Origin of the sequence: Psychrobacter sp. NG254 (assembly GCF_015277735.1) — a bacterium.
Taxonomy (GTDB): Bacteria; Pseudomonadota; Gammaproteobacteria; order Pseudomonadales; family Moraxellaceae; genus Psychrobacter.
This window is the reverse complement of record NZ_JADHDA010000004.1, coordinates 253,317-275,917: the sequence shown is the minus strand read 5'-3', so window position 1 is coordinate 275,917 and position 22,601 is coordinate 253,317. Positions and strand designations below refer to the sequence as shown.

17 protein-coding genes and 1 pseudogene are annotated in these 22,601 nt (G+C 44.6%); 4 read left to right on the top strand and 14 right to left on the bottom strand.

All coding sequences use genetic code 11. From position 1 onward, the window contains the following. Positions 1-3: 3 nt before the first annotated feature. Positions 4-1,404 (top strand): reverse transcriptase family protein, encoded by a 1,401-nt coding sequence (locus IP510_RS08590; protein WP_194364370.1) that lies wholly within the window; start codon positions 4-6, stop codon positions 1,402-1,404. Between the two features lie 112 nt (positions 1,405-1,516). On the opposite strand, the gene uvrA is transcribed toward IP510_RS08590, so the two are convergent. The 6 genes from uvrA to yghU form a co-directional block, all read right to left on the bottom strand. Then, positions 1,517-4,084, bottom strand: a complete 2,568-nt coding sequence (gene uvrA, locus IP510_RS08585) for an excinuclease ABC subunit UvrA (RefSeq protein ID WP_194364369.1) — start codon at positions 4,082-4,084, stop codon at positions 1,517-1,519. Between the two features lie 276 nt (positions 4,085-4,360). Then, a complete protein-coding gene (locus IP510_RS08580; RefSeq protein ID WP_194364368.1) occupies positions 4,361-5,587 on the bottom strand; it encodes an acetamidase/formamidase family protein in 1,227 nt (408 codons plus the stop codon). Between the two features lie 191 nt (positions 5,588-5,778). Continuing rightward, positions 5,779-7,023, bottom strand: coding sequence for a DUF819 domain-containing protein (locus IP510_RS08575; protein WP_194364367.1), 1,245 nt, complete (start codon positions 7,021-7,023; stop codon positions 5,779-5,781). A gap of 189 nt (positions 7,024-7,212) precedes the next feature. Then, positions 7,213-8,880: a DEAD/DEAH box helicase gene (locus IP510_RS08570; protein WP_194364366.1), complete on the bottom strand. Its 1,668-nt coding sequence runs from the start codon at positions 8,878-8,880 to the stop codon at positions 7,213-7,215. Positions 8,881-9,482: 602 nt separating this feature from the next. Beyond that, positions 9,483-10,763, bottom strand: a complete 1,281-nt coding sequence (locus IP510_RS08565) for a DUF1176 domain-containing protein (RefSeq protein WP_227669602.1) — start codon at positions 10,761-10,763, stop codon at positions 9,483-9,485. Between the two features lie 236 nt (positions 10,764-10,999). Continuing rightward, positions 11,000-11,830: a glutathione-dependent disulfide-bond oxidoreductase gene (gene yghU / locus IP510_RS08560; protein ID WP_194364365.1), complete on the bottom strand. Its 831-nt coding sequence runs from the start codon at positions 11,828-11,830 to the stop codon at positions 11,000-11,002. Positions 11,831-12,272: 442 nt separating this feature from the next. On the opposite strand from yghU, the gene IP510_RS08555 reads away from it, so the two are divergent. Then, positions 12,273-13,649, top strand: coding sequence for a DHA2 family efflux MFS transporter permease subunit (locus IP510_RS08555; protein WP_194364364.1), 1,377 nt, complete (start codon positions 12,273-12,275; stop codon positions 13,647-13,649). 183 nt (positions 13,650-13,832) lie between these two features. On the opposite strand, the gene bfr (IP510_RS08550) is transcribed toward IP510_RS08555, so the two are convergent. From bfr (IP510_RS08550) to IP510_RS08540, 3 genes are all read right to left on the bottom strand, one after another. Further along, on the bottom strand, positions 13,833-14,312 hold the full coding sequence (gene bfr / locus IP510_RS08550; protein ID WP_194364363.1) for a bacterioferritin: 480 nt from the start codon (positions 14,310-14,312) through the stop codon (positions 13,833-13,835). A gap of 65 nt (positions 14,313-14,377) precedes the next feature. Next, complete coding sequence (bfr, locus tag IP510_RS08545; protein WP_194364362.1) at positions 14,378-14,866, bottom strand: bacterioferritin; 489 nt, start codon at positions 14,864-14,866, stop codon at positions 14,378-14,380. Between the two features lie 380 nt (positions 14,867-15,246). Next, positions 15,247-15,438 carry a bacterioferritin-associated ferredoxin gene (locus IP510_RS08540; RefSeq protein WP_194364361.1) on the bottom strand — a complete coding sequence of 64 codons (192 nt, stop codon included), beginning with the start codon at positions 15,436-15,438 and terminating at the stop codon, positions 15,247-15,249. A gap of 365 nt (positions 15,439-15,803) precedes the next feature. Between IP510_RS08540 and IP510_RS08535 the strand changes: the two genes are divergently transcribed. Then, positions 15,804-16,133 carry an ArsR/SmtB family transcription factor gene (locus tag IP510_RS08535; protein WP_194364360.1) on the top strand — a complete coding sequence of 110 codons (330 nt, stop codon included), beginning with the start codon at positions 15,804-15,806 and terminating at the stop codon, positions 16,131-16,133. A 164-nt stretch (positions 16,134-16,297) separates the two neighbouring features. Here IP510_RS08535 and IP510_RS08530 read toward each other — a convergent pair. From IP510_RS08530 to IP510_RS08510, 5 genes and pseudogenes are all read right to left on the bottom strand, one after another. Beyond that, positions 16,298-17,017: pseudogene (locus IP510_RS08530) on the bottom strand (sulfate/molybdate ABC transporter ATP-binding protein); the annotation flags it as partial. 38 nt (positions 17,018-17,055) lie between these two features. Next, on the bottom strand, positions 17,056-17,994 hold the full coding sequence (cysW, locus tag IP510_RS08525; RefSeq protein WP_194364358.1) for a sulfate ABC transporter permease subunit CysW: 939 nt from the start codon (positions 17,992-17,994) through the stop codon (positions 17,056-17,058). Between the two features lies 1 nt (position 17,995). After that, positions 17,996-18,880: a sulfate ABC transporter permease subunit CysT gene (cysT, locus tag IP510_RS08520; protein WP_194364357.1), complete on the bottom strand. Its 885-nt coding sequence runs from the start codon at positions 18,878-18,880 to the stop codon at positions 17,996-17,998. Between the two features lie 264 nt (positions 18,881-19,144). Continuing rightward, positions 19,145-20,236 carry a sulfate ABC transporter substrate-binding protein gene (locus IP510_RS08515; protein WP_194364356.1) on the bottom strand — a complete coding sequence of 364 codons (1,092 nt, stop codon included), beginning with the start codon at positions 20,234-20,236 and terminating at the stop codon, positions 19,145-19,147. A 268-nt stretch (positions 20,237-20,504) separates the two neighbouring features. Further along, on the bottom strand, positions 20,505-21,542 hold the full coding sequence (locus IP510_RS08510) for a sulfate ABC transporter substrate-binding protein (protein WP_194364526.1): 1,038 nt from the start codon (positions 21,540-21,542) through the stop codon (positions 20,505-20,507). 427 nt (positions 21,543-21,969) lie between these two features. Between IP510_RS08510 and IP510_RS08505 the strand changes: the two genes are divergently transcribed. After that, positions 21,970-22,527, top strand: a complete 558-nt coding sequence (locus IP510_RS08505; RefSeq protein WP_194364355.1) for a hypothetical protein — start codon at positions 21,970-21,972, stop codon at positions 22,525-22,527. Positions 22,528-22,601 lie beyond the last annotated feature (74 nt).

Genomic DNA, 22,601 nt, shown 5'->3' with positions numbered 1-22,601 from the left:
GGGATGACGACGCAGACAGAGCAGCAGAATGATTATATAACCCCTGTGCCTAATGCCACGCCCTTTGAGCGACAGTGGCAGCAACTATGGCAGGACATTGAGCTGGCAGGCGGACGTTATCAATACGTTCAGCAGCAGCTGGTCAAAAACGGCTTTATGGTAGATCGCCAACCTGTCGATAAAATGAGCCCAAAAGAACGGGATCGCTATAAAAAAGCCTTGAAAAAAGAGGCGGCAGAAGAAAGAATCCTTAAAAAATCAGCGTGGCAAGCCTATAAAGCCCACCATATTGTCCATCTTGGTCACCAAGTCTACTGGTCAGATGACACCAGTGCTGATAAATGGGATATCAAAGACGCGTCCAATCGCCTTATTGAAAATAAATTGCCACTACTCAACAAGCATACTGAGCTGGCAGACGCAGTTAACCTAACCGTGCCCCAGTTGAAAGGACTCTGCTATCAAAGGGACGTCGCAACCAATCTGGCCTACTCGCATTTTACTATTGCCAAACGCAATGGCACGCCTCGTCAAATTTGGTCACCCATACCGCGTTTAAAGTTTGTACAGCGCTGGATTTTGAATCAAGTCTTAAACAACTTAACGACGCATGATGCCGCACATGGTTTTGTTCGTGGCAAATCTATCGTGACCAATGCAGCTGTACATAGCAACAGTGAGCTGCTTATTAAGCTGGATGTCAAAGACTTTTTCCCTAGTGTCAGTTGGCGCCGCGTCAAAGGCGTATTCCGTCATGCCGGTTATCAAGAACAAATATCCACGCTACTGGCGCTATTGTGCACCGAAGCACCCAGACAAATCATCAAACAAGATGGCGTTACCTACTATGTGGCGTTAGGTGATAGAGCTTTGCCACAAGGTGCACCTACTAGCCCTGCACTATCCAATATCGTCTGCTTAAATTTAGATCGACGCTTAACGGGACTGGCTGACAAAATTGGCTTGCGCTATAGCCGCTATGCCGATGATTTAACGTTTAGTTTGCCAGTATCCAGTCAGAAATCCACCTCTGCAAAGAGCGATTCAGACACTAAGCACAACCAATTGATTGGTCAACTCTTAGGATCAGTGAATAAAATCTTACGAGAAGAAGGGTTTGCGCTGAATAACGACAAGACACGTGTGATTCGTACAGGTAATCAGCATAATGTTACTGGCATGGTCGTTAACGGTAGCGGTGTGCCAAGGGTATCACGCCAAATCAAGCGCATGTTACGAGCAGCCGTTCATAACTTAGAGTCAGGCGGCACATTACGCGCCGATGAGACTTTAAATACGCTGTCAGGATATGCTGCTTGGATAGCCTCGGCAGAGCCAGAGTTGGGACATAGTTATCTAGATAGAATTGAGCGTTTGCACGTGCAGCAAGAGACATCTGCATAGATATTTATTTATATTTATAAAAAATGAGTATTAGAAAAATTCTATTTCTAATACTCATTTTTACATCATTACATGTTACTGATGTAAAGACACTGATATAAATATAGCGCCATTACACCAATAAAAATGGTGCAGTACGGCTGTCTTTTGACTGAGAAACGTCATATGGCGTACCTTGGGCAACAATCATTCCGCCCGCATCTCCTGCCCCTGGCCCAATATCAATGATCCAATCGCTGTTGCTCGCCACTTGCATGTCATGCTCAACCATGATGACGGTATTGCCAGCATCGACTAGACCATTTAACTGCGTCATAAGCATAGATACATCAGCAGGATGCAAGCCTGTGGTTGGTTCATCCAATATGTATAGCGTGTCGCCTCGTTGCACACGCTGCAGCTCGGTGGCAAGTTTAATACGCTGCGCTTCGCCGCCTGACAGCTCTGTAGCAGGCTGACCCAAACGTAAGTAGCCAAGTCCAACTTGTAGTAACGCCTCTAATGCACGCAAAATAGGTGCTTCATCGACGAAAAATTCGTATGCTGCTTCCACTGTCAAGTTCAAGACTTCAGCGATGTTTTTGTCTCGATAAGTGATTGCCAGTGTTTCATCGTCATAGCGTTGACCATGACAAACCTGACAAGGCGCATAGACGCTTGGCAAAAACAACAGCTCAACACTGACAAACCCTAAGCCTTCGCAATTTGGGCAGCGGCCTTTGGTAGTGTTAAACGAGAACCTGCCAGCATCAAAGCCTTTTTCTTTTGCTTGCTTAGTCGCTGCAAACAGCTTGCGTACATAGTCAAACAAACCAGTATAGGTTGCCAAATTAGATCGTGGTGTACGCCCAATCGCTTTTTGATTGATATTAATAAGGCGACGGACGTGTTCCATGCCAGCGACGATTTCACCGCTGGTTACCGACTCAAGCTCCTGCTCAAGTAAGTCCGCCTCACCGACAGGCGCTTCTGTGACTGTTTTTTGCCCTAAGTCTTCATTGATAAGCTCTACCAACGCTTGGCTGACGAGGCTTGATTTGCCCGAGCCTGATACCCCTGTGACACTTGTCATCACCCCAAGCGGAAACTCAACGTCTAATCCTGTGATGTTATTTCGCTCAATGTTGGCAAGTTTGAGCCAGGCTGCTGGCTGCCTTGTACTAGATTTTGACTGTGCGTTAGACGTAGCATTGGCAAAGAGATATTGGCCAGTATGCGACTGCGTAACCTCACGAAGATCATCTACAGGCCCACTATAGACAATCTCGCCACCATGCGTGCCCGCCTTTGGCCCAACATCGACTACCCAATCAGCATGTCTAATAACACTAACGTCATGCTCAACGACAAACACCGAGTTACCAGCCGCGATTAGCTCATCCAACGCCCCTAGCAATGCTTGAGTATCAGCGGGATGCAGACCTGCCGATGGTTCATCAAGGACATATACCACGCCAAACAGCTGCGAGCGAATTTGAGTGGCTAATCTTAACCGCTGTAATTCACCAGGAGAGAGTGTCGGTGTGGTACGCTCAAGCGAGAGATAGCCCAAACCTAACCTTGTCAGCGCTTCAACACGAGAGAGAATATCACTGGCGATACGTTGGGCAACGATGGCTTTTTCGCGATTTAATGTGTCATCGGCTACCTTGGTACGAGCGGTTGCTTCTAATTTTTGTGCCATTTCAGTCAGTGTTAGCTGTGACAGTTCACCGATATCCAATCCTGCAAACTTAACCGATAGCGATTCTTTCTTTAGTTTTTTACCATGACATTCTGGACACTCAGATATCTGCATAAACTGCGAGACACGCTTTTTAGTACGCGGGCTTTGAGTAGTAGCAAAAGAGTGCAAAATGAATTTTTTGGCACTGGTAAAAGTACCCATATAGTTTGGCTTTTCGCCTTTTTCGATCGCATCGCGTGTTTGTTCGACGTTGTATTCAGGATAGACAGGTACCGTCGGCGTATCATCCGTAAACAAAATCCAGTCGCGTGTTTTTTTCGGCAGTGTGTGCCAAGGTTTATCGATATCATAGCCCAATGTAGTCAATATGCGGCTGAGGTTTTGACCTTGCCACGCTGGTGGCCATGCTGCAATCGCACGCTCACGGATGGTCTTGCTGTTATCTGGCACTAGCAACTCTTCAGTGACCTCAAACACGCGGCCAATACCTGAACAAGTCGGGCAAGCACCATCTGGCGTATTGGGGGAGAATGCATCTGCGTATAGAATTTCTTGATCTGCCGGATACTCTCCTGCGCGTGAGTACAGCATACGCAGACCATTGGATATCGTTGTTACGCTACCCACCGACGAGCGCACTGAAGGTGTACCCCGCTTCTGCTGTAGTGCGACTGCTGGTGGCAACCCTTCTATGGTATCGACATCTGGCTCATCGACCTGATCAATGAGTCGTCTTGCATAAGGGGATACCGAATCAAGATAGCGGCGTTGTGACTCGGCAAACAACGTACCAAATGCCAATGACGACTTCCCTGAGCCTGATATACCGGTAAAGACCACCAAAGCATTGCGGGGTAAATCAACATCAACGTTCTTTAAGTTATGTACGCGCGCGCCTCTGACCTGAATATTTTCTTGGTCAGGATTATAAAGGGCGTTCTTTACTGTGCTTGTTATACTTGTTTTTTCTTCTAATTTTTTTGGGTTTGTCATAGTGCTACTGTTCCTATTAAGTCGCTGTTTATTCCTAACATGCCTATTTGTCTTTATTCAATTAGCAGAAAGGTTAACACGTACTAATGCAAGGCTATGGCTAGGCTTACGTATCAATAGCATAGATAGACAAAACGATAACTCAAGTCACCCAATAATTAATAATAAAAAACCCGCATCAACGCGGGTTTTGTTTAGCAAAAAATACTATTAAGGTGCTATTAAGATAATGACAGCTTGCACATTAAGACACTACCAACCTCATCATTTAAGTACTTACTTAACGTCTTTTCCAAATTCCTTGAAATCTGACTTACGAATTTTTGCATGAACACCTTTGGTTTTATCAACCACTTGCGACACTTCAAAATCGGTGGCGGCGCTCAAATAAGCATAAGCTGTTGACTCATCGATACCATACTCCTGGTTCAAAAAACGAATCGCTTCACGAGTAGACTTCTTCATTGCCTCATCTAAATCTGCATCTAAGCCAGGAGTGATCCAGAAATCAGCATTTTCTGCCAATGGCTGCTCAATTTTTTTGCCAGGTACAGGGTCCTTTCCAGCTTTCAACAATGTGAATTTAAATGTTGCACGAGCAGATGCTTCTAATGCTGTCAGTGCCACCTCACCATCACCTTGTGCAAAATGACTGTCACCTGTATAAAACAAAGCACCATCTACTTGCACTGGGTAATAAACTGTAGAGCCAGCACCCAATTCATTAATATCTATATTACCACCATAAAGCGAAGGAGGTACTGAATGCACCTTTTCTGAGGTGTTAGCTGCAACACCCATTAAGCCCATAAACGGACTAAGCGGAAAACGAATAGATGGACCAGAAGCAGTCTCTAAGACACCTTCATAATCACCTGAGGCATTTTTTTCTATGGGTGTGAATACCGAAACATTACCATAGCGTTCAGGGTTGGCGGCAGAGGCACCTGCTTGGGGTGTCTTTTTGGGAAACTCTCCAGGTAAAGCACCCTTACCATGACGGTTAGAGATGACACCGTAAGGAACACGCGGCTCTACCTTTAACACCTCGACCTTTAATACATCACCAGGTTTCGCGCCCTTTATTTCAATAGGACCTGTCACAATATGAGGCCCATCTTTATCAAAATCGTGATCCAATGTAGATTTAGTGATAGCTTTTGCTTCATCTAAAATGAATGCCGCGTTAACCCCTTTTGAGGTGAAAAACTTTTCAGCGTCACGCCCCTGATCTTCAAGCAACCCTTCATGCGACACCGTATCAAATGTGACAGTACTACCAGACGCCACAGATAATACGGGCTTAGTATTTTTATTGGGCAAATAACCCCATGTAATGGTATCTAAAGTCGATGGTACGTAATAGTTCCCTTTGTAGTCGCCTTCTTTTAACTGAACAGGTTTGTTAGACATTTGCTTAAGCATAATAAAGCTGTCTGCGTAAGACGCTGAAGTACCAAGTGCGCTAAGAACAACCAAGGAAAGTACTGTATTTTTGAACATAAAAGATACCCTTAATAGTTAAATAGATTATAAGTACATCTATAACTCGGCAAGTTTTATGCCATCTCCCAAACGCCATTTTTGCTAAGAAAAGCACTGTTTTATGGCATCAATTTGACTTAATGTAGTGCATTGCTGAATAAAAAGAACCTCTTTAGCGCATTCAAGTATGTCAAATACACCCTAATATCTTAAGACACCACCAAGCGCATTAGCTGCGTGCTGATATAACCACCAAACGTGCCCACTGCATAACCTAAAATACCTAAGAATACGCCAACTGGAGCCAGTGATGGATGAAACGCTGTTGCGACAATTGGCGCAGAGGATGCACCGCCTGTATTAGCATTAGAGCCGACTGCTAAGAAGAAAAATGGCGCACGAATGATTCTAGCGACGGCAAAAATAATTACGACATGGATGCTCATCCATAACAGACCGATGAGCAGTAACCGCCACTGCGAGACGATACCGGCTAGATTAATTTGCATACCAATAGCGGCAATCAACACGAAGATAAATACGGTACCGATTTTTGATGCACCAACATGATCGAGTCTGCGAATCTTGGTAAACGAAAAAATGACGCCTATTACCGTAATAATCACCACCATCCAAAAAAATGCGCTGGCAAAGCTATATTGCACTGCCCATTGATATGGCGCAAAAAAATCAGCAATCTGGCCACCGACAAAGTGCGCTACCCCGACCATGGCAAAACATAAGCCAAACATCACCATCAAATCATTGATGGTGGCTGGGCGGGCATGATCACGCTCATAGCTCTCAACCGCTTTGACCACTTTATCGATGCTCCTAGTATCAGCGCGTAGAAAACGATCTATCTTTTCGCTGTGTTTTGCCATGACCAAAATAGCCAGTAGCCACAGTGAAGCATTGGTGGTATCGACCAAAATCATCATGCCAAATAAATCATCACTGACCCCGAACAGCTCTTTCATCGCTGCTTGGTTAGCCGCCCCGCCGATCCAACTACCCGCTACAGCAGAAAACCCACGCCATAGCGTATCATCAGTGAACATTTCAGGCGATACCCATTTGGCAATCCCTAAACTGATCGGACCACTAATGATGATAGCGATACTGGCAGCGAAGAACATCGCGATCGCCTTCCAGCCCAGCCCTAGTATTTTTGGCACATCCATTGATAGAGTCATCAGCAGCAAACTTGCTGGCAGTAGATACGTGGCAGTAAAACCATATATCTGTGAGCCAATACCGTCGGCGAACACGCCCAAACTGTTAAGCGTGGCAGGTATAAAGCAGCACAGCACAATACCAGGCAATACGGCATAGAATCTCTGCCAAAACTTGCCAGGCAGCCCTTGGGTATAAAAAACTAGGCCAATAATGGCCATGATGATACCGAACGCTAATGGTAGGCTATCGATTGCTAAGTTTGAGGCGTTAGGCATCAGGGTACTCCGAGAGATACAATGGGCAAAAGTGACTCAGTATAGACAAGCCAAAAAACTCATACAAGGATAAATACAGAATTATCAAACGCAAAAAAGCCAGATAACAAGTATCTGGCTTTTTGATGCTAAGTCATATGATTGATAGCCGGTTGTTTCACCCTCTATCAATCATTAACGATAGCGGTATTACGAGTTGTTACCACGGTTGCCGCCGTTTGGACGACCTTGGCCACGGCTGTCAGAACGACCAGCTGGACGACCTTGGCTGCCGCTTGGACGACCGCGACCTGTTGCAGCGCGCTCACCGCGTGGAACGCCAGTGCTATCACCGCGGCTTGGGCCACCAGTACGCTTACCTTGATACGGCTTGCCACCTGAGCGCTCATTTGGTTTGCCTGACGTGTCACGTGGCTTACCTTGATAACCGCTGTCATTGCTAGCACGTTGACCAGTTGCTGCGCTGCTGTCACTTGAGCGACCGCGAGCATTAGCAGGATTGCCTTGATAGCCACCACTTGAGCGACCACGGCCTTGACCATTACCACCGCCGTTAGAGCGACCACGACCGCGGCCACGACCATTACCTTTGTTTTCGCTAGGTACGTAAGTCTTCTTAGGTTCCATACCTTCGATGATACATACTTCCATTTTGCGATCTAGATAACGGTTGATGGCGTTTAGCTGTGGACGATCATCCATGCTACATAGGCTGATAGCCACACCAGTACGACCAGCACGACCACAACGACCGATACGATGGACGTAATCTTCAGTTTGACGTGGAAGATCATAGTTAATAACGTGCGAGATAGCTGGGATATCTAGACCACGAGCAGCAACGTCAGTCGCTACTAGGATTTTTACTTTGCCATTACGCAAATCTTGCACGATACGGTTACGCTTGCTTTGTGGCAAGTCGCCATGTAGGAAGCTGGCTTTATGACCGGCTTCTTGTAGCTGTTTGGCCAGTTTTTCAGTGCTACGTTTGGTAGCAGCAAAGATAATGATCTGTTCCATATCTTGCTGGCAAACGATTTTGTCAAGCAAACGGTTCTTATGTTCGAAATCATCACAGTAGTACACTTTTTCTTCGATGTGTGCAGATTCTACTTTGATAGATACACGCTCAGGGTTCTTAGTGAAGCTGGCAGCGATTTTACCTACTGGGCCATCCCAAGTTGCTGAACACATGATGGTTTGACGATCAGTAGGAGCAGCACGCAAGATGTCACTGATGTCATCAGCAAAACCCATGTCTAGCATACGGTCAGCTTCGTCAAGTACCAATACTTCTAGGTTTGACAAGTCAACGCGGCCTGCATTGATATGGTCAAGTAGACGACCAGGAGTCGCAACGATAACTTGAACGCCTTTTTTCAAAGCAGTGATCTGACCATTGTACGGTGCGCCGCCAACTAGTGGCACACAGAACAAACCGCGCATGTCTTTAGAATAAGTGCGAACGCTGTCATGTACTTGCTGAGCAAGTTCACGCGTTGGCGTTAGGATAAGTGCTTTGGTTAGTTTGTCAAAGCTAGTAGCACGGCTCAAACGGTCAAGAACAGGGATAACGAATGCAGCTGTTTTACCACTACCCGTTTGCGCTGACAATAAAAGGTCACGACCTGCTAGAGCAAAAGGAATCGCTTGTGCTTGGATAGGCGTTGGGTTGGTGTAACCACTGCGATCAAGTGCAGTTAGAATAGGTTTAGCGATGCCAAGATCAGTAAAAGTAACTTGGTTTTCGTCAACAGCGTCAGTAGCAGCCGCTTGAGTATTAGTGTCAGTGTTTGGGGTGTCAGTGCTTTCGATGATACCGTTTTCAGCGGCAATTGCAGATAAGATGTCAGTCATAGGAATCCTTGGTAAGTATAAGTTGCTGTAAATTCAGCAAACTTGATGCATACCACTGATAACCGTTCACCACGCTGCTTTTATCAAAGAATCATCGAACCACAAAAAGTGTCGATAACCAGAAGCTAAGCCAATAAAGCTCAGAATCTCTATAATAAATGCGTTCGTGCTGTCTGACGTATTTTGGTGGTAGTGCCGAGTGTCTTATCCTTGCTTGACATAAGCGCGTTATCAATGCTTTGTCCAAAGCAGATAAAGGCAAACAACAACCAATCTAGACCCTATTGATAGGCCAGTAGATAAGATATGAGTCAAAAATAACGGATATTTTTATAAAAGGTTATTTAAGTACACAAAATCATCGGCAACAATTACTTATGGTCATCCTAGACCCAAAATCGCAGGCGATGTTATCAATCTCATAATTCACGAAAGCTAAGCTAACGTGGCGACGCAGTATATCACAATAAAACGTTATGTGTAGCTATTTCTTTAACTACTGGGTAAATAATCCCCCTGTTACTGATAATCACTGATGATACATTCATTCAATTATCGAAATAGTAAGTATTCCGCATGCAAAGTATGGGCAGACTTTGTTACTAACGCCCTGTCTTGACCTCGGTGACATAGGTTGGCAGCTGCCATGCGCCGCCAATTTCAATCAGACGGCACAGCCCAGTGCTACTTTCATGACTCTTTTCAAACGCACGGCCAGTCCATAGCCAATCGACCTTGGACACACAGTCGCCGATACCGCGACCTTTTTGTACAGAAGCTATCTTCCCTTTGTCATAGCCTGTGGCACTGGTCGTCACTAGCTTTGGCTTATAAGGCTTACTGTCATTGAGCACCCAAACGCCTGTGCCTGCATTATAGGCGCCTGTCCAGCACTCATGCTGTATTAATACCTGTGAGCCATTTAAACGATTGATACGCCAAGGTGATTTGTCTGACAAGTTTGGACAGTCAGCATCCACATCTTTCATCGTGCCTCTCATTAATGATGCCAACTGAGAAGACTTCATGGCAAACTTCTTATCGCCGCCATTGTCAGCTTTGCCGTTAGGAATCACATAACGCAGTACAGGGGCAGATTTTGGTGGTAATACGCTGTCATTAGACTTAATGATATTGTCACTATTAATAAAGGCGCTTGATGTGCCTATGCGTCCTTGAAACTCATCAGCTTTTAGCATGACGGCACTCGCGCCTTTGTCGGATAGTTGCCAGCGCGAATTGCGTAATGATAGCGTGATTTTGCTAGACTTGGTCAATGCCTCTAGCAGCGCCGCTACCTGCGTCTGGGTCAGATCTGCATGGCCTGCAGCTGCTGAAAACGGTTTGGTCTCACCATAGTCTTTATCGTTGATCATGAGCGATATTCGGTGGCGACTGCCCAATTGTAACAGGGCTTTAGAGGAGCTGTCTTTGGCACCGCCAAGCTTTATCTTACCCTCTACAACCGCATTTGCACCAGCGCGGCGCACCAGTAACACCGAGACCGGAAACTCACTGTTGTTTTCTGCTTGATACCCTGCCAATCGGCAAGTACGGGTATTATCACAGGCCACTTGCCAATCTTGATTGGTCAACTCAGTTGATGCATGTGCCATACTTACTGTACTGAGTAGGCTAGCACTGACAGCAGCGAATATAGGTAATAACTTTTTATTTCTTTTCTTTAAAAAAGCCGCTATTTTTGTTTTTTTAGGCTGAGTCTTCAAATGTTTGTCGCTACCTACTCGGTTAAGATCTTTGTCAGATCTGATATTGTTGATATGGTGCTCAATACCTATCTCGTCGACGCTCAGGATATCTGTGCCTGTGCATTCTACGTCTATACATTGTGAGGTATGTTCCATATAGCTATTGTGCTTCATAATTATTACTCATCAATAGAAGAAGTATAAAAACCTGTCTACAATGGCGGTCGTCCCTATCTTAACGCACCAGTGTTTCTATCTGTTGTACTAATGTATCATTGTGTAAAGACAAAAGAAAGCTTGAGAGCAATATATTCATATTTTTGAATATATAAAAAGGCTGATAAGTTATTTACTTATCAGCCTCTATGTTTAAACTTCGCTGTTATGTCTTGAGCTAGTGCGTGTTCGTTTTAGCCGATTGGTTTTAACTCTAGCTCCACTGCACGTTTGACCGCTGGGCGCTCGGCAATAGCTTTAGCCCAGCGCTGCAAATGTTTATAATCTTCTACCTGTAAAAATTCTGCCGCATCATAGAGTTTGCCCAGTGCCAGCTGCCCGTACCATGACCAAACAATCATATCTGCGATGTTGTAGTCACTCTCATCATTGCCACACAGATAGGTATGGTCTTTTAGATGCGTGTCTAATACGTCAAGCTGACGTTTGGTTTCCATCGTATAGCGGTTGATTGGGTACTCTAGTGGCTCAGGTGCATAGGCATAGAAATGTCCAAAACCACCACCTAGGAAAGGCGCGCTACCCATTTGCCACATGATCCAAGACAGACAATCTGCTCGAGCTTTACCTGTGGCCAGTGGCAGAAAATTATCAAACTTCTCTGCCAAGTACATCAGGATTGCCCCTGACTCAAAAAGCGCGATCGGCTCGCCAGCAGAATGATCGACCAAGGCTGGAATTTTTGAATTGGGATTGATTGCTACAAAGCCTGAACCAAACTGCTCACCTTGAGAGATGTCGATTTTGTAGGCATCGTATGCCGCATCGCTGATACCGAGTTCTGCCAATTCTTCTAATAATATGTTTACCTTGACGCCATTTGGGGTATTAAGCGAATACAATTGTAGCGGCGCATCCCCCACTGGTAGCTCTTTATCATAGCGCGCACCTGATGTAGGACTATTGATACTGGCAAACTTACCACCACTCTCTTTGTCTTGTATCCAAACTTTTGGCGGTACGTATTTATCATTTTGTGTACTGTTGGTTGATTCATTACTCATAAATTGTCCTTGATGTCTGTTTTTTAGGTCTATTTTAGATATTGTTTATTCAAAGGAAGTTGCTTCAAGTACTGATACTGAATCAACTATATATCAATTGCTGACAAGGCTTTACTATACCGAGAACACACAACGACATTAAAGCCCTCTCTTGTAATCAATGTTGCATTTCTACTGCTCAATAACTCAAATAAAAATGGATAAATAAAGCATTACCGCTGAGAAACTTACCTTGTAGTTTTAGGTTGGCTATTCTCCAGTTAGTCATTTTCTGCTTAGCTACTGTCTACCTAGTCACTACCTACTTGGCCACTTTCGACTTCGTTACCTTGAGTCACTTTTATTATGATTCAGGCTTTCTTATACTACTCAGCTTGCATAGCGATCTGCTCGCAAATCCGCTATTTTCCTACCTCATAAACAGACGTTCAATGGGACTGACATGGTAACGCTCACCCCGACTCAAGATAAATACCTACCTTATGTACTGGCGGTGGCGCTGTTTATGCAAATCTTAGACGCCACTATTTTAAACACCTCGTTACCGCAAATGGCACAGGCACTAGGCGAATCACCGCTAAAGATGCAGTGGGCCGTTATCAGTTACGCCCTGACCTTGGCTATCTTCATTCCGATCAGTGGGTTTTTGGCCGATAAGTATGGCACCCGCCGAGTGTTCTTATCAGCAATTATCATATTTTGTATTGGCTCACTATTGTGTGCGGCGTCACCCACCCTAGACTTTTTGGTTGGTTCACGTGTGGTACAGGGCATTGGCGGTGCGATGATGACGCCTGTGGCACGGCTGATACTGGTCAAATCCTACCCGCGCAACAAGCTCCTGACTGTGATGAACTTTGCTGTCATACCGGCATTGGTTGCGCCCTTAGTAGGACCAGTACTGGGTGGCTATATCGTGCAGTACACCAGTTGGCATTGGATATTTTTGATCAACATACCGATGGGTGTGGCCGGATTTATCATGGGCAAAAAGCTGGTGCCCGCTTTATTTGAGGATACTAAGCGTCTTGATTGGACAGGATTTATGTTGTTTGCCGCTGCGGCGTGCGGGTTTACGCTCGCTGTCGAATTTGGCTCACACGCAGGCCGTGGTCTTTACGGTCTACTATTTGGGTTGGCTGCCAGTCTATTTATTGGTGCGTATGTCTGGCATGCCAAGCGACACGCAGCCCCTTTATTTCCACTGAGTTTATTTGATATTCGCACCTTCAAAGTGGGTATCACAGGCAACCTATTCACCCGCCTTGGCATCAGCGCCGTACCATTTCTATTACCCTTGCTGCTACAAGTGGTGTTCGAATACTCACCGTCGCAGGCAGGCTGGTTGCTTGCCCCTATTGCCGTGGGTGCTATTGGTATCAAACCTTGGGTCAGTAAAATCATTCAGCGATTCAGCTACCGTAAAGTGTTGGTCTATAACACGTTGTTTATGGGTTCGCTCATCATTGTGCTAGCGCAGTTCAATGATGCCTCACAGTGGCTCTGGTTTATCCCTATCTTGACTGTCATGGGCGCTTGTAACTCAATGCAGTTCAGCGCGATGAACACCATTACCATCGGTGATCTGCAAGGCGCACAAACCAGTAGTGGTAATAGCTTAATGGCCGTCAATCAACAGTTGGCCATTAGCTTTGGTATTGCTTTTGGCGCAGCTGTATTGAACATACTGCGTGAACGCTTGCAAATGGATACCCTAGCGGCGTTTCAAACCACTTACTGGATATTGGGGATATTGACGATTCTTTCAGGGCTATATTTCTTGCGCTTAAAACCTGAAGATGGGCGCGGTTTATACTAGGGCGTATCTTAAATCGAGACAAGTTTTCTATTAAGTGAGATTTTTTGTACGACTCACCACTAGCCCGTATAGCCAAAACATTACAAACACCCTAGCTATAGACACAAAAAAGCCAGTATGCGATTGAGAGTGCAATCTTATACTGGCTTTTCTTATGAAGACCCACATTAATGGTGAATACTATTATGCGTCATCATCGCTCATTTGCGATTGGATGTAGCGTTCTACACCAATGCTTTCGATCAAGTCTTCTTGTGTCTCTAACCAATCCTGATACTCTTCGTTGCCATCTTTTAAGATAACCAATAGCTGACGAGATACATAGTCAGATTTGGTCTCACATAGCGTGATGGCATCCGTGATGATCGAGAATTTCTGCTTCTCTAGACGTAAATTACAGTCCATCATTTCAGGCACATCTTCAGCGATGAACATCTTGCCATAATCTTGCAAATTCGGTAAACCGCCTAGCAATAAAATGCGTGCAATCAAATCATCAGACCATTTCATTTCAGCAATGGATTGCTTATAAAAACTTTCATTGAGTGCTTCTAGTCCCCAATGACGTGCAATGCGGGCATGCAAAAAGTACTGATTAATTGCAATCAATGATTGACCAAGTACTTTATTTAATGCGCGAATGACCTCTTTATCCCCTGTCATTATCTCTCTCCCTATTCATTTATTATGTAAGCTGAACATTATTCATCTACCTATCTAGCATGATGTTAGATGAGATTAGGAGTGACTTCAGCCATTTGGCTTTGTAGATAATTGGGCAGGCCAATCATATCAATCAAGCGCAGCTGTTGCTCAAGCCAATGCGCATGATCTTCTTCTGTGTCTTTTAGCTGAGCGACCAGCATCTCACGTGTGACATAGTCGTGTTCTGCTTCACAAAGGGCAATAGCATCTTTTAGATGCTTTTGTACTTGATACTCTAAATCAAGGTCGTATTGCAACATTTCAGGTACAGTTGCACCGATGTTGATGGCATCGACCGTCATCTTTGGCGTACCGCTAAGCATTAAGATACGACGGATAATATCCTGTGCATGTAAGGTTTCATCTGCCATTTCATGGTGAATGCGATCATAGAGTTTGCCATAGTGCCATTCAGCATACATCTCTGAATGAATAAAGTACTGATCGCGAGCGGCCAGCTCACCGCCTAACAAAAAATTCAAATAATCGATAACTTTTTGGCTGCCTATCATTATGTATGCTCCTCTATTTATTCTCACAAACCACTGTATATCCACAATTAAAAATATAACGCCAGCTCAATCATTAGACTGATCAGTTATGATCAGGGTCAATAAAAAGCCCTATATTCTTAGACAGATATAGTAGCATATGCAGGCTTTAGGGGATGTAACGTTATTAACTAAGAATAAGATGCTAGTTGAGAATCGTAATTAGATACAGTTAATCCCTAAGGTTAACAGCAATGATGCTCAATGATAGATAAGGCTGGGGTATGAGTGCGGTTATATGGACGCCTGCTAACAGCCCATTATGTATAATGAATAAAGATTAAATGCAAAATATTGAATATATTTCTGATGAACGGTGAGCGTATCAGGTGTACATATCATTAGACAGCATAAGCCAATACATCAAGTTTGGCGTGATGCTCGTCCAGATAATCATTAACCATTGGCTCACAACAGCCACAGCAGGTTGCCACATCTAAGGTATCTTTTAGCCCATCAAGCGTATCGACACCTGAGGCAATGGCTGCCTTGATTTGTTTTTCTTTTACGTTATTACAGATACATACGTACATGAATTGGCTCCCGTGACTATCACTACTCGATAACTGCCTTATACGGCTTATATATTTGCATCATGCATGAGGGACGGATAGAAAATTATTCTTTAACGCTCATGTCATGCTTACTACTTGCAGTATAATAACGATAATTATTATCATTTTCAATAACATTTGATATATTTATTGACCATGAAAAATTATTATCTTTGTAGCAAGTAGTCCATCTATGTAAGCGGATATAAGTATGCATGTAACAGGATATTGTGAAAGGTAGTAAATTAACGATGAACTGTAATTTTGCTTATTTTTTAATCGATTTTGAGGATAACTGCTGTTATATTGAACCCCTACTAACGAAGCCCTATTGGAATCATCCTATGTCTGATAATAATTTTACGATACGACCTATTGATTTGTTTAAAGTCTTATCTGATCCGACACGCCTGAAAATATTTCAAATTCTTTTTAAAAAAGAAGCACGCTGTGTGGGCGATCTGGTAGATATGCTTGATCAACCACAACCAACCATCTCTCGTCACTTGAACCACTTAAAAAAATTGGGTATTTTGAGCTGTGTTCGTGATGGTACTTGGATGTGGTATGAAGTGGCTGATGACTTGCCAGACTGGTGTCAAGACATTCTAGAAATCACCTATGAGCAAATCTCTCCAAGAGCGACAGGTCTAGAGATGTCAGACATTGCTTAGATAAAGCTTTCTGTCCCACTATCTACTCAAATTTCTTGATGGCCTCTAAGACAACCCCTCAAACCAAAAAAGACCTACTATAGCAAGTAGGTCTTTTTTATTGTTTAATATATTCTCTATAACTTTTGCAGCAATTATGATGGTTATACCAACTGTGTTAGCTATGCCAAATCTAGGAAGTCACTGATGAAAGCGCTGGCTGGCTGATGTATCAGCTCCTCTGAGGTGCCTACCTGCTCTACTCGCCCTTGGTTCATTACAACGATCTCATCAGAGACAGCGCGCGCCTCTTCTTGGTCATGCGTTACCATGATGCTCGTGATACCCAGCTCATGATGGATGTTCTTTAGCCATGTACGCAGCTCTTTACGTACTTTGGCATCTAGCGCACCAAATGGCTCATCTAGCAGCAGTAGCTTGGGTTTGACCGCGAGTGCCCTTGCTAGCGCAATCCGCTGACGCTGACCACCAGAGAGCTGATGCGGATAAGCATTGGCCACTTGTGGCAGCTGTACGAGCTCTAACAGCTCTGCCACGCGCTTATCGATATCAGCCTTACTCGGTCGGTCTTTTTTTGGCAGTAAGGTCAGTCCAAAAGCGACGTTGTCTGCGATATTCTTGTGACGGAACAGCGCATAATGCTGAAACATAAAGCCGATATGGCGCTTTTGCACAGGCGTGTTGGTCACATCCAGCTCATCAAATAATACCTGCCCAGAATCGGCGTATTCCAAACCTGCAATGATACGTAGCAGCGTGGTCTTGCCGCAGCCAGATGGGCCCAGCAGTGTGGTCAGTTTACCAGTCGGTACGGTAATATTGATATTATCTAACGCAGTAAATTGACCAAATTTCTTATTAACGTTGCGAATCTCAATGCTCATAATAGTATCTCTTATTATATCTTTTGTCGTATCGTGACTTATTTATCACTGCTATTTTTAGTCGTAGCAACCGTAGCATTCGCACTCACAGGTAGCTCAGGCGCCGCCGCCAGTCGCTCTGACTTGGCAAACTTACGCTCTTGCATCTTGGTCATGACTTGCTGAATCAGTAGCGTTACTAGAGCAAGTGCAGCCAATATACTCGATAAGGCAAAGGCGGCGGTAAAGTTGTAATCGTTATAGGCAATCTCAACCAGTAGCGGCATCGTGTTGGTCTCACCGCGAATATGACCGGACACCACACTGACGGCACCAAACTCACCCATGGCGCGGGCATTGGTCAAAATCAAACCGTATAGCAATGCCCATTTGATATTAGGCAGTGTCACATGCCAAAAAGTCTGCCAGCCACTTGCGCCCAAAGTCAGTGCTGCTTGCTCCTCAGAGTCGCCCTGCGTCTGCATCAAGGGTATCAGCTCACGCGCGACAAATGGGAACGTCACAAATAAGGTCGCCAAAATGATACCAGGAACTGCATAAATCACTTGGAAACCCATGCTCTCAAGCCAGCCACCCATGGTAGAGTTCAGCCCAAATAACAGTACAAACATCAGACCTGCGACAACAGGTGATACTGAGAATGGCAAATCAAGCAAAGTGGTGACCAACTGCTTACCTTTAAACTGGTAGCGCGTGACCAACCAAGCAATGGCAATACCCATCACCATGTTAATAGGTAGGACGACCGCTGCTGTGATTAACGTCAGTTTAATGGCTTGCAGCGCCTCAGGATCGACCAGTGAAGCGAGATACAGCTGCCAACCATTTTTAAACGCCTCGTAGAACACCGCCAATAAGGGTACAACCAACATGACGATCATAAACAGTACAGCGATGCCGATAAAGGTGCGGCGTATCCATGGCGTGTCTTTGGTCGCTGCGTTGCTTTGGTAGTCGTAGCTATTAGATATTTGCATATTAGCGAGCTCCTACGCGGCGTGACAGTTTCCACTGCATGATATTAATGGTCAACAAAATCACAAATGAGATGAGTAGCATAAATAATGCAACAGCAGAAGCACCCTGAATATCAAATTGCTCAAGCTTACTGATGATAATCAGTGGCAAAATCTCAGACTGCATCGGAATGTTACCCGCGATAAAGATAACGGAACCATACTCGCCTGTGGCACGAGCAAACATCATGCCTGCACCCATCAGCAGCGCTGGCAATAGCTCTGGCAGAATCACCTTACGAAAGGTCGTTAATCGATTGGCACCCAATACTGCAGCAGCTTCCTCAAACTCAACCGACAGCTCAGCAAGTACGGGCTGCACAGCACGAACGATGAAAGGAAAACTGACCACAACCAGTGCCAGCCAAATACCTATCGGCGTAAAGGCGACCTGAATATCGAACTTGGCAAACCACTGCCCTATCAATCCATTGGGTGCATAGAGCGTTGCAAGTGAAATACCTGTGACAGCAGTTGGCAACGCAAATGGCAAGTCAACCAAGGCATTGATCAGGGATTTACCCCAAAACTCATAGCGCACAAGCACCCAAGCCACCAATGTACCAAACACCATATTGGTGAGCATCGCCAAAAACGACATCCATAAACTCAGCTTGATGGCGGCAGTGACTTGTGGCTGGGTGATCGTCTCCCAAAAGCCCATCCAACCCATTTGGGTTGTGGTGTAGGCCATCATCGCAAATGGCAATACCACCAGTAACGATAAGCTAAAGACGGTAATACCCATGCTCAGACCAAAACCTGGTAACACATTGCGCTGACGCAAACGTGTCAACCAGCCTTTTTTATGGGCAGGTTTATTGGCAGAAGAAGGTGTTGCGCTCATAGTGATTCCTATTGCCTAACTGATGGTACGTAGGTGCTTTACGTAAGTACTTAGCGAGGATACTCACCGTAGGACCCTCACCGTAAGACTATGGTTAAATTCGTTATTGATTTTATTATTAAAATTATTATTGGTCGGCTTATAATATAAAGGACATAGTGCGTACGACCATGTCCTTTATGGGGTGCTTCATGACTGACTGCGTTAAGCATTAACCAGTTTCAGTGGTTAGCGCAGTAGCTGCTCTAAGCAATTGGCTAGTAATTACTGAGGCGCATTAATCGCTAATTGGTCAAACACACCGCCATCACTAAAGTAAGTGCTCATGATCTCATCCCATGTGCCAAAAGCATCGTTCGGACGGAACGTCTCAATTGGCGGTAATTTGTCACCGTTTTTATCAAGAACGCTTTTGACGCTAGGACGCAGATATAGATCGGCGGCTAGTTGCTGCGCAGGCTCACTCCATAAGTAATCAAGATACGCTTTGGCAGCATCTGTGGTGCCTTTCTTGTCTGTTACAGTCTTCACAATAGCCACAGGGCTTTCTGATTTGATCGAGTATTTTGGATAAACGATGTCTACTTGACCAGCGCCAAAATCAGTCGCTGCTAGGTTGGCTTCGTTTTCAAAAGTGACCAAGACATCACCGATACCGCGCTGTACAAAAGTCGTTGTCGCGGCACGTCCACCGTTTTCATAGACTTTGACATTTTTTAGCATGTCTTTTACGTAGCCTTTAGCTTTTGTTTCATCTTTATTAAAAGCATGCAGACCATAACCGTAAGCACCTAAGAAGGCATAGCGACCGTTACCCGTCACCTTTGGATTGGCCATAACAATCTCAACACCGTCTTTGGTCAAGTCTTCCCAGTCTTTGATATTTTTTGGATTGTCTTTACGTACCAAAAATACAATCGTGCTGGTAAACGGCACGGCATTGTCTGGGAACTTGCTTTCCCAATCTGACTCAACCAAGCCTTTTTTCTCAAGCAGCTCAATATCAGAGCCTTGGTTCATGGTGGCAACATCCGCTTGTAGACCATTGGCCACAGACAGTGCTTGTTTACTAGAGCCGCCATGCGACTGTTTTATCAAGATATTGCTGCCTGGGTGTTCCGCTTTATAATGCTCAACAAACAACGGGTTGTAGTCTTTATAAAAGTCACGTGCCACATCATAAGAAACATTAAGTAGCTCAATGCTTTGACCTTCTGTCGCCGCTGAACCGTCAGCTGCGGCATCGGTCGTTTCACTGTTGCTACAGCCAGCAAGACCAAGTGTCAAAGCAACGCCAGCGATACTCAAAGCACTAAAGGTTTTGCTTTTCTGATGATAACGAGCTACGTCTGTCATAAATACCTCAAAGATGTCTGTTGTGTAATGCAAGTATGCTAACAGCGCCATCTTATTATGTTTAATGATGAATATGCGTATGTTATTGCCAAAAGGGAATAACCAGAGAACAAAGCTAGATATATCAATAATTTATTAAAATAGGCTATATCTATAACTGACGGTTTACTCGTTGGTGACGTTAATGCTGGGATGAGTCCTACCTATCTTATACATCACTCACTGACAGCGGATAAGATAGACAGTTCTATAAACCAAAAACCAATGACTACTTAGCAATTGCCAACTGATCGAAACGCCCGCCATCTACAAAAAAGGCATCCATAATCTCTGTCCATGAGCCAAAGACAGCCACAGGCTCAAACGTTTCAATATCAGGCAAAGTATCTTTGTGAGCAGCTAAGATTTGCTCATCACTCGGACGCATGTACATTTTTGCCATGAGCTCTTGAGCAGGCTTATCCCATAACCCCTTCAGATAAGCACTTGCCGCCTCTGTCTTACCAGATTTTTCAGTCACTGCCGTTACGACTGCCACTGGGTTGGCAATCACAATCGAATAGCTTGGGTATACGATGTCGACTTTACCCTTTGCAAATTGCTGTGCAGTCAAATGTGCTTCGTTTTCGGTAGTGATTAGCACATCACCTAGACCACGCTGGGTAAAGCTGGTCGTCGCAGCGCGTGCACCATTGTCATAAGTGACGACGTTGGCCAGCAGCTTTTTGATAAAATCATTGGTTTTTACAGGGTTTTCATTACTGTTTTCTTTGAATTGGTGTAAGCCGTAGCCATAAGCACCCAAAAAGGCATAACGCGCGGTACCACTGGTTTTAGGGTTCGGGATGACCACATCGATATCATTACGTGCCAAATCTGACCAGTCTTTGATATTTTTTGGATTGCCAGCGCGGACCAGTAGTACCATAGTGCTGGTGTACGGCACGGCATTATTTGGAAGTGCTTGCTGCCAGTCAGCAGCCACCAAACCTTTTTCAACCAACAGATTCATATCACTCTCTTGGTTAAAGGTCACTACATCCGCTTGCAAACCGTTGGCAACAGAGAGCGCCTGCTTACTAGAGCCGCCATGCGACTGATTGATATTTATTTTGCTATTTGGATGAGATTTTTGATAGTCGGTGCTAAATAAAGTGTTGTAGTCTTTATAAAAATCGCGAGACACATCATAGGAGACGTTGAGCAGATCGATATCCTGCGTCTCGACACTGCCATTATTTGCCGCGTCATCTTGCGTCGCTTCTGTTGGACTGCAGCCTGTCATCATTATCGCTGCTGCAAGCATACCGCTGGTGGCAAGTACACGCGCTGTCGTCTGTTTATAGTTTATTGACTGGATGCTAGCAATGCTGATTTGTTTGAATTTTTTTTGCATGATGCTCTCGATAAAAGTAGTAGAAGCGTTTCGTCAAAATCTTGACCATCATCACAGGGCCTACAATCTTTTGAGTTCGGTTGTCGGGATGATGAAAGCTATGCTAGCAGCATAAATAGCAAACGCTTAGTGACGAATTAGCTTATCGACTAGTGAAGTTGGCATAAGTGGGGCTAGCAATCGTTTTGCAGCATCAAGCATAAAAGGAGGTAAATAACTGCTGGCAGGTTTATTAAGTAGACTATGATTTGGGTAGGCTGTACCATTATTTGTATGCGATAAACTTTATTCCCATACGATGCAAACCTTACCTTCCTACTTGACCAAAGGCCCTTATATGAATACTTCATACCGTCAATTTCGTTCTATTGTAGGGCTAATAATGATGACCTCTACCCTAGCAGCTTTAACAGGCTGTAATAGTGTGTCGCCCACTGTGAATAGCGATAGCCACAGCAAGGTCAAATCAGTTGCCAGTACAACATCTACTTTGCCAGCTATTCAAAGTAATATCTTGGGTGACAATGTCTCAGCAGATACGGTTTCAGCGGATTATGCTTCTGCCGACTACGACAAACGTGCCCAAGGCTATGATTGGGTTGGCGTGATAGTACGCGCAGAGAGTGATCGACAGATTGACATTAAAGTTCGTTCACGCAGCGATATTAAAAAACCTACTTGTCATTTCGATGGTAAGGCGACACTCATGGGGCAAGATACCGCTCACGGTACGATTTTTCAGGCAACGGTAAATGACAGTACGGCTTTTTTCCAATTTAAAGACGACAAGCTCATCATCGACAGCACAGATAAGTATGCGTTGAACTATTTTTGCTCAGGTGGTGGCTCGCTTGCTGGAGAATATAAAAAGCTGGCAGAAGATTTAGAGATTTAATAGTCAGCACTAGCATGTGTTAGGGTGTGTTTTCATTTTAAAATAGTGATAAAAATAAAAAGGTGCCAGACCAT

Coding starts and splice junctions, on each gene's coding strand:
- IP510_RS08540 (WP_194364361.1), bottom strand. CDS start 15,438: ATGTACGTATGTATCTGTAATAACGTAAAAGAAAAACAAATCAAGGCA.
- IP510_RS08555 (WP_194364364.1), top strand. CDS start 12,273: ATGGTAACGCTCACCCCGACTCAAGATAAATACCTACCTTATGTACTG.
- IP510_RS08535 (WP_194364360.1), top strand. CDS start 15,804: ATGTCTGATAATAATTTTACGATACGACCTATTGATTTGTTTAAAGTC.
- IP510_RS08570 (WP_194364366.1), bottom strand. CDS start 8,880: ATGACTGACATCTTATCTGCAATTGCCGCTGAAAACGGTATCATCGAA.
- uvrA (WP_194364369.1), bottom strand. CDS start 4,084: ATGACAAACCCAAAAAAATTAGAAGAAAAAACAAGTATAACAAGCACA.
- bfr (WP_194364363.1), bottom strand. CDS start 14,312: ATGACAGGGGATAAAGAGGTCATTCGCGCATTAAATAAAGTACTTGGT.
- IP510_RS08590 (WP_194364370.1), top strand. CDS start 4: ATGACGACGCAGACAGAGCAGCAGAATGATTATATAACCCCTGTGCCT.
- yghU (WP_194364365.1), bottom strand. CDS start 11,830: ATGAGTAATGAATCAACCAACAGTACACAAAATGATAAATACGTACCG.
- IP510_RS08580 (WP_194364368.1), bottom strand. CDS start 5,587: ATGTTCAAAAATACAGTACTTTCCTTGGTTGTTCTTAGCGCACTTGGT.
- IP510_RS08575 (WP_194364367.1), bottom strand. CDS start 7,023: ATGCCTAACGCCTCAAACTTAGCAATCGATAGCCTACCATTAGCGTTC.
- cysW (WP_194364358.1), bottom strand. CDS start 17,994: ATGCAAATATCTAATAGCTACGACTACCAAAGCAACGCAGCGACCAAA.
- IP510_RS08510 (WP_194364526.1), bottom strand. CDS start 21,542: ATGCTTGCAGCAGCGATAATGATGACAGGCTGCAGTCCAACAGAAGCG.
- cysT (WP_194364357.1), bottom strand. CDS start 18,880: ATGAGCGCAACACCTTCTTCTGCCAATAAACCTGCCCATAAAAAAGGC.
- IP510_RS08565 (WP_227669602.1), bottom strand. CDS start 10,763: ATGAAGCACAATAGCTATATGGAACATACCTCACAATGTATAGACGTA.
- bfr (WP_194364362.1), bottom strand. CDS start 14,866: ATGATAGGCAGCCAAAAAGTTATCGATTATTTGAATTTTTTGTTAGGC.
- IP510_RS08515 (WP_194364356.1), bottom strand. CDS start 20,236: ATGACAGACGTAGCTCGTTATCATCAGAAAAGCAAAACCTTTAGTGCT.
- IP510_RS08505 (WP_194364355.1), top strand. CDS start 21,970: ATGAATACTTCATACCGTCAATTTCGTTCTATTGTAGGGCTAATAATG.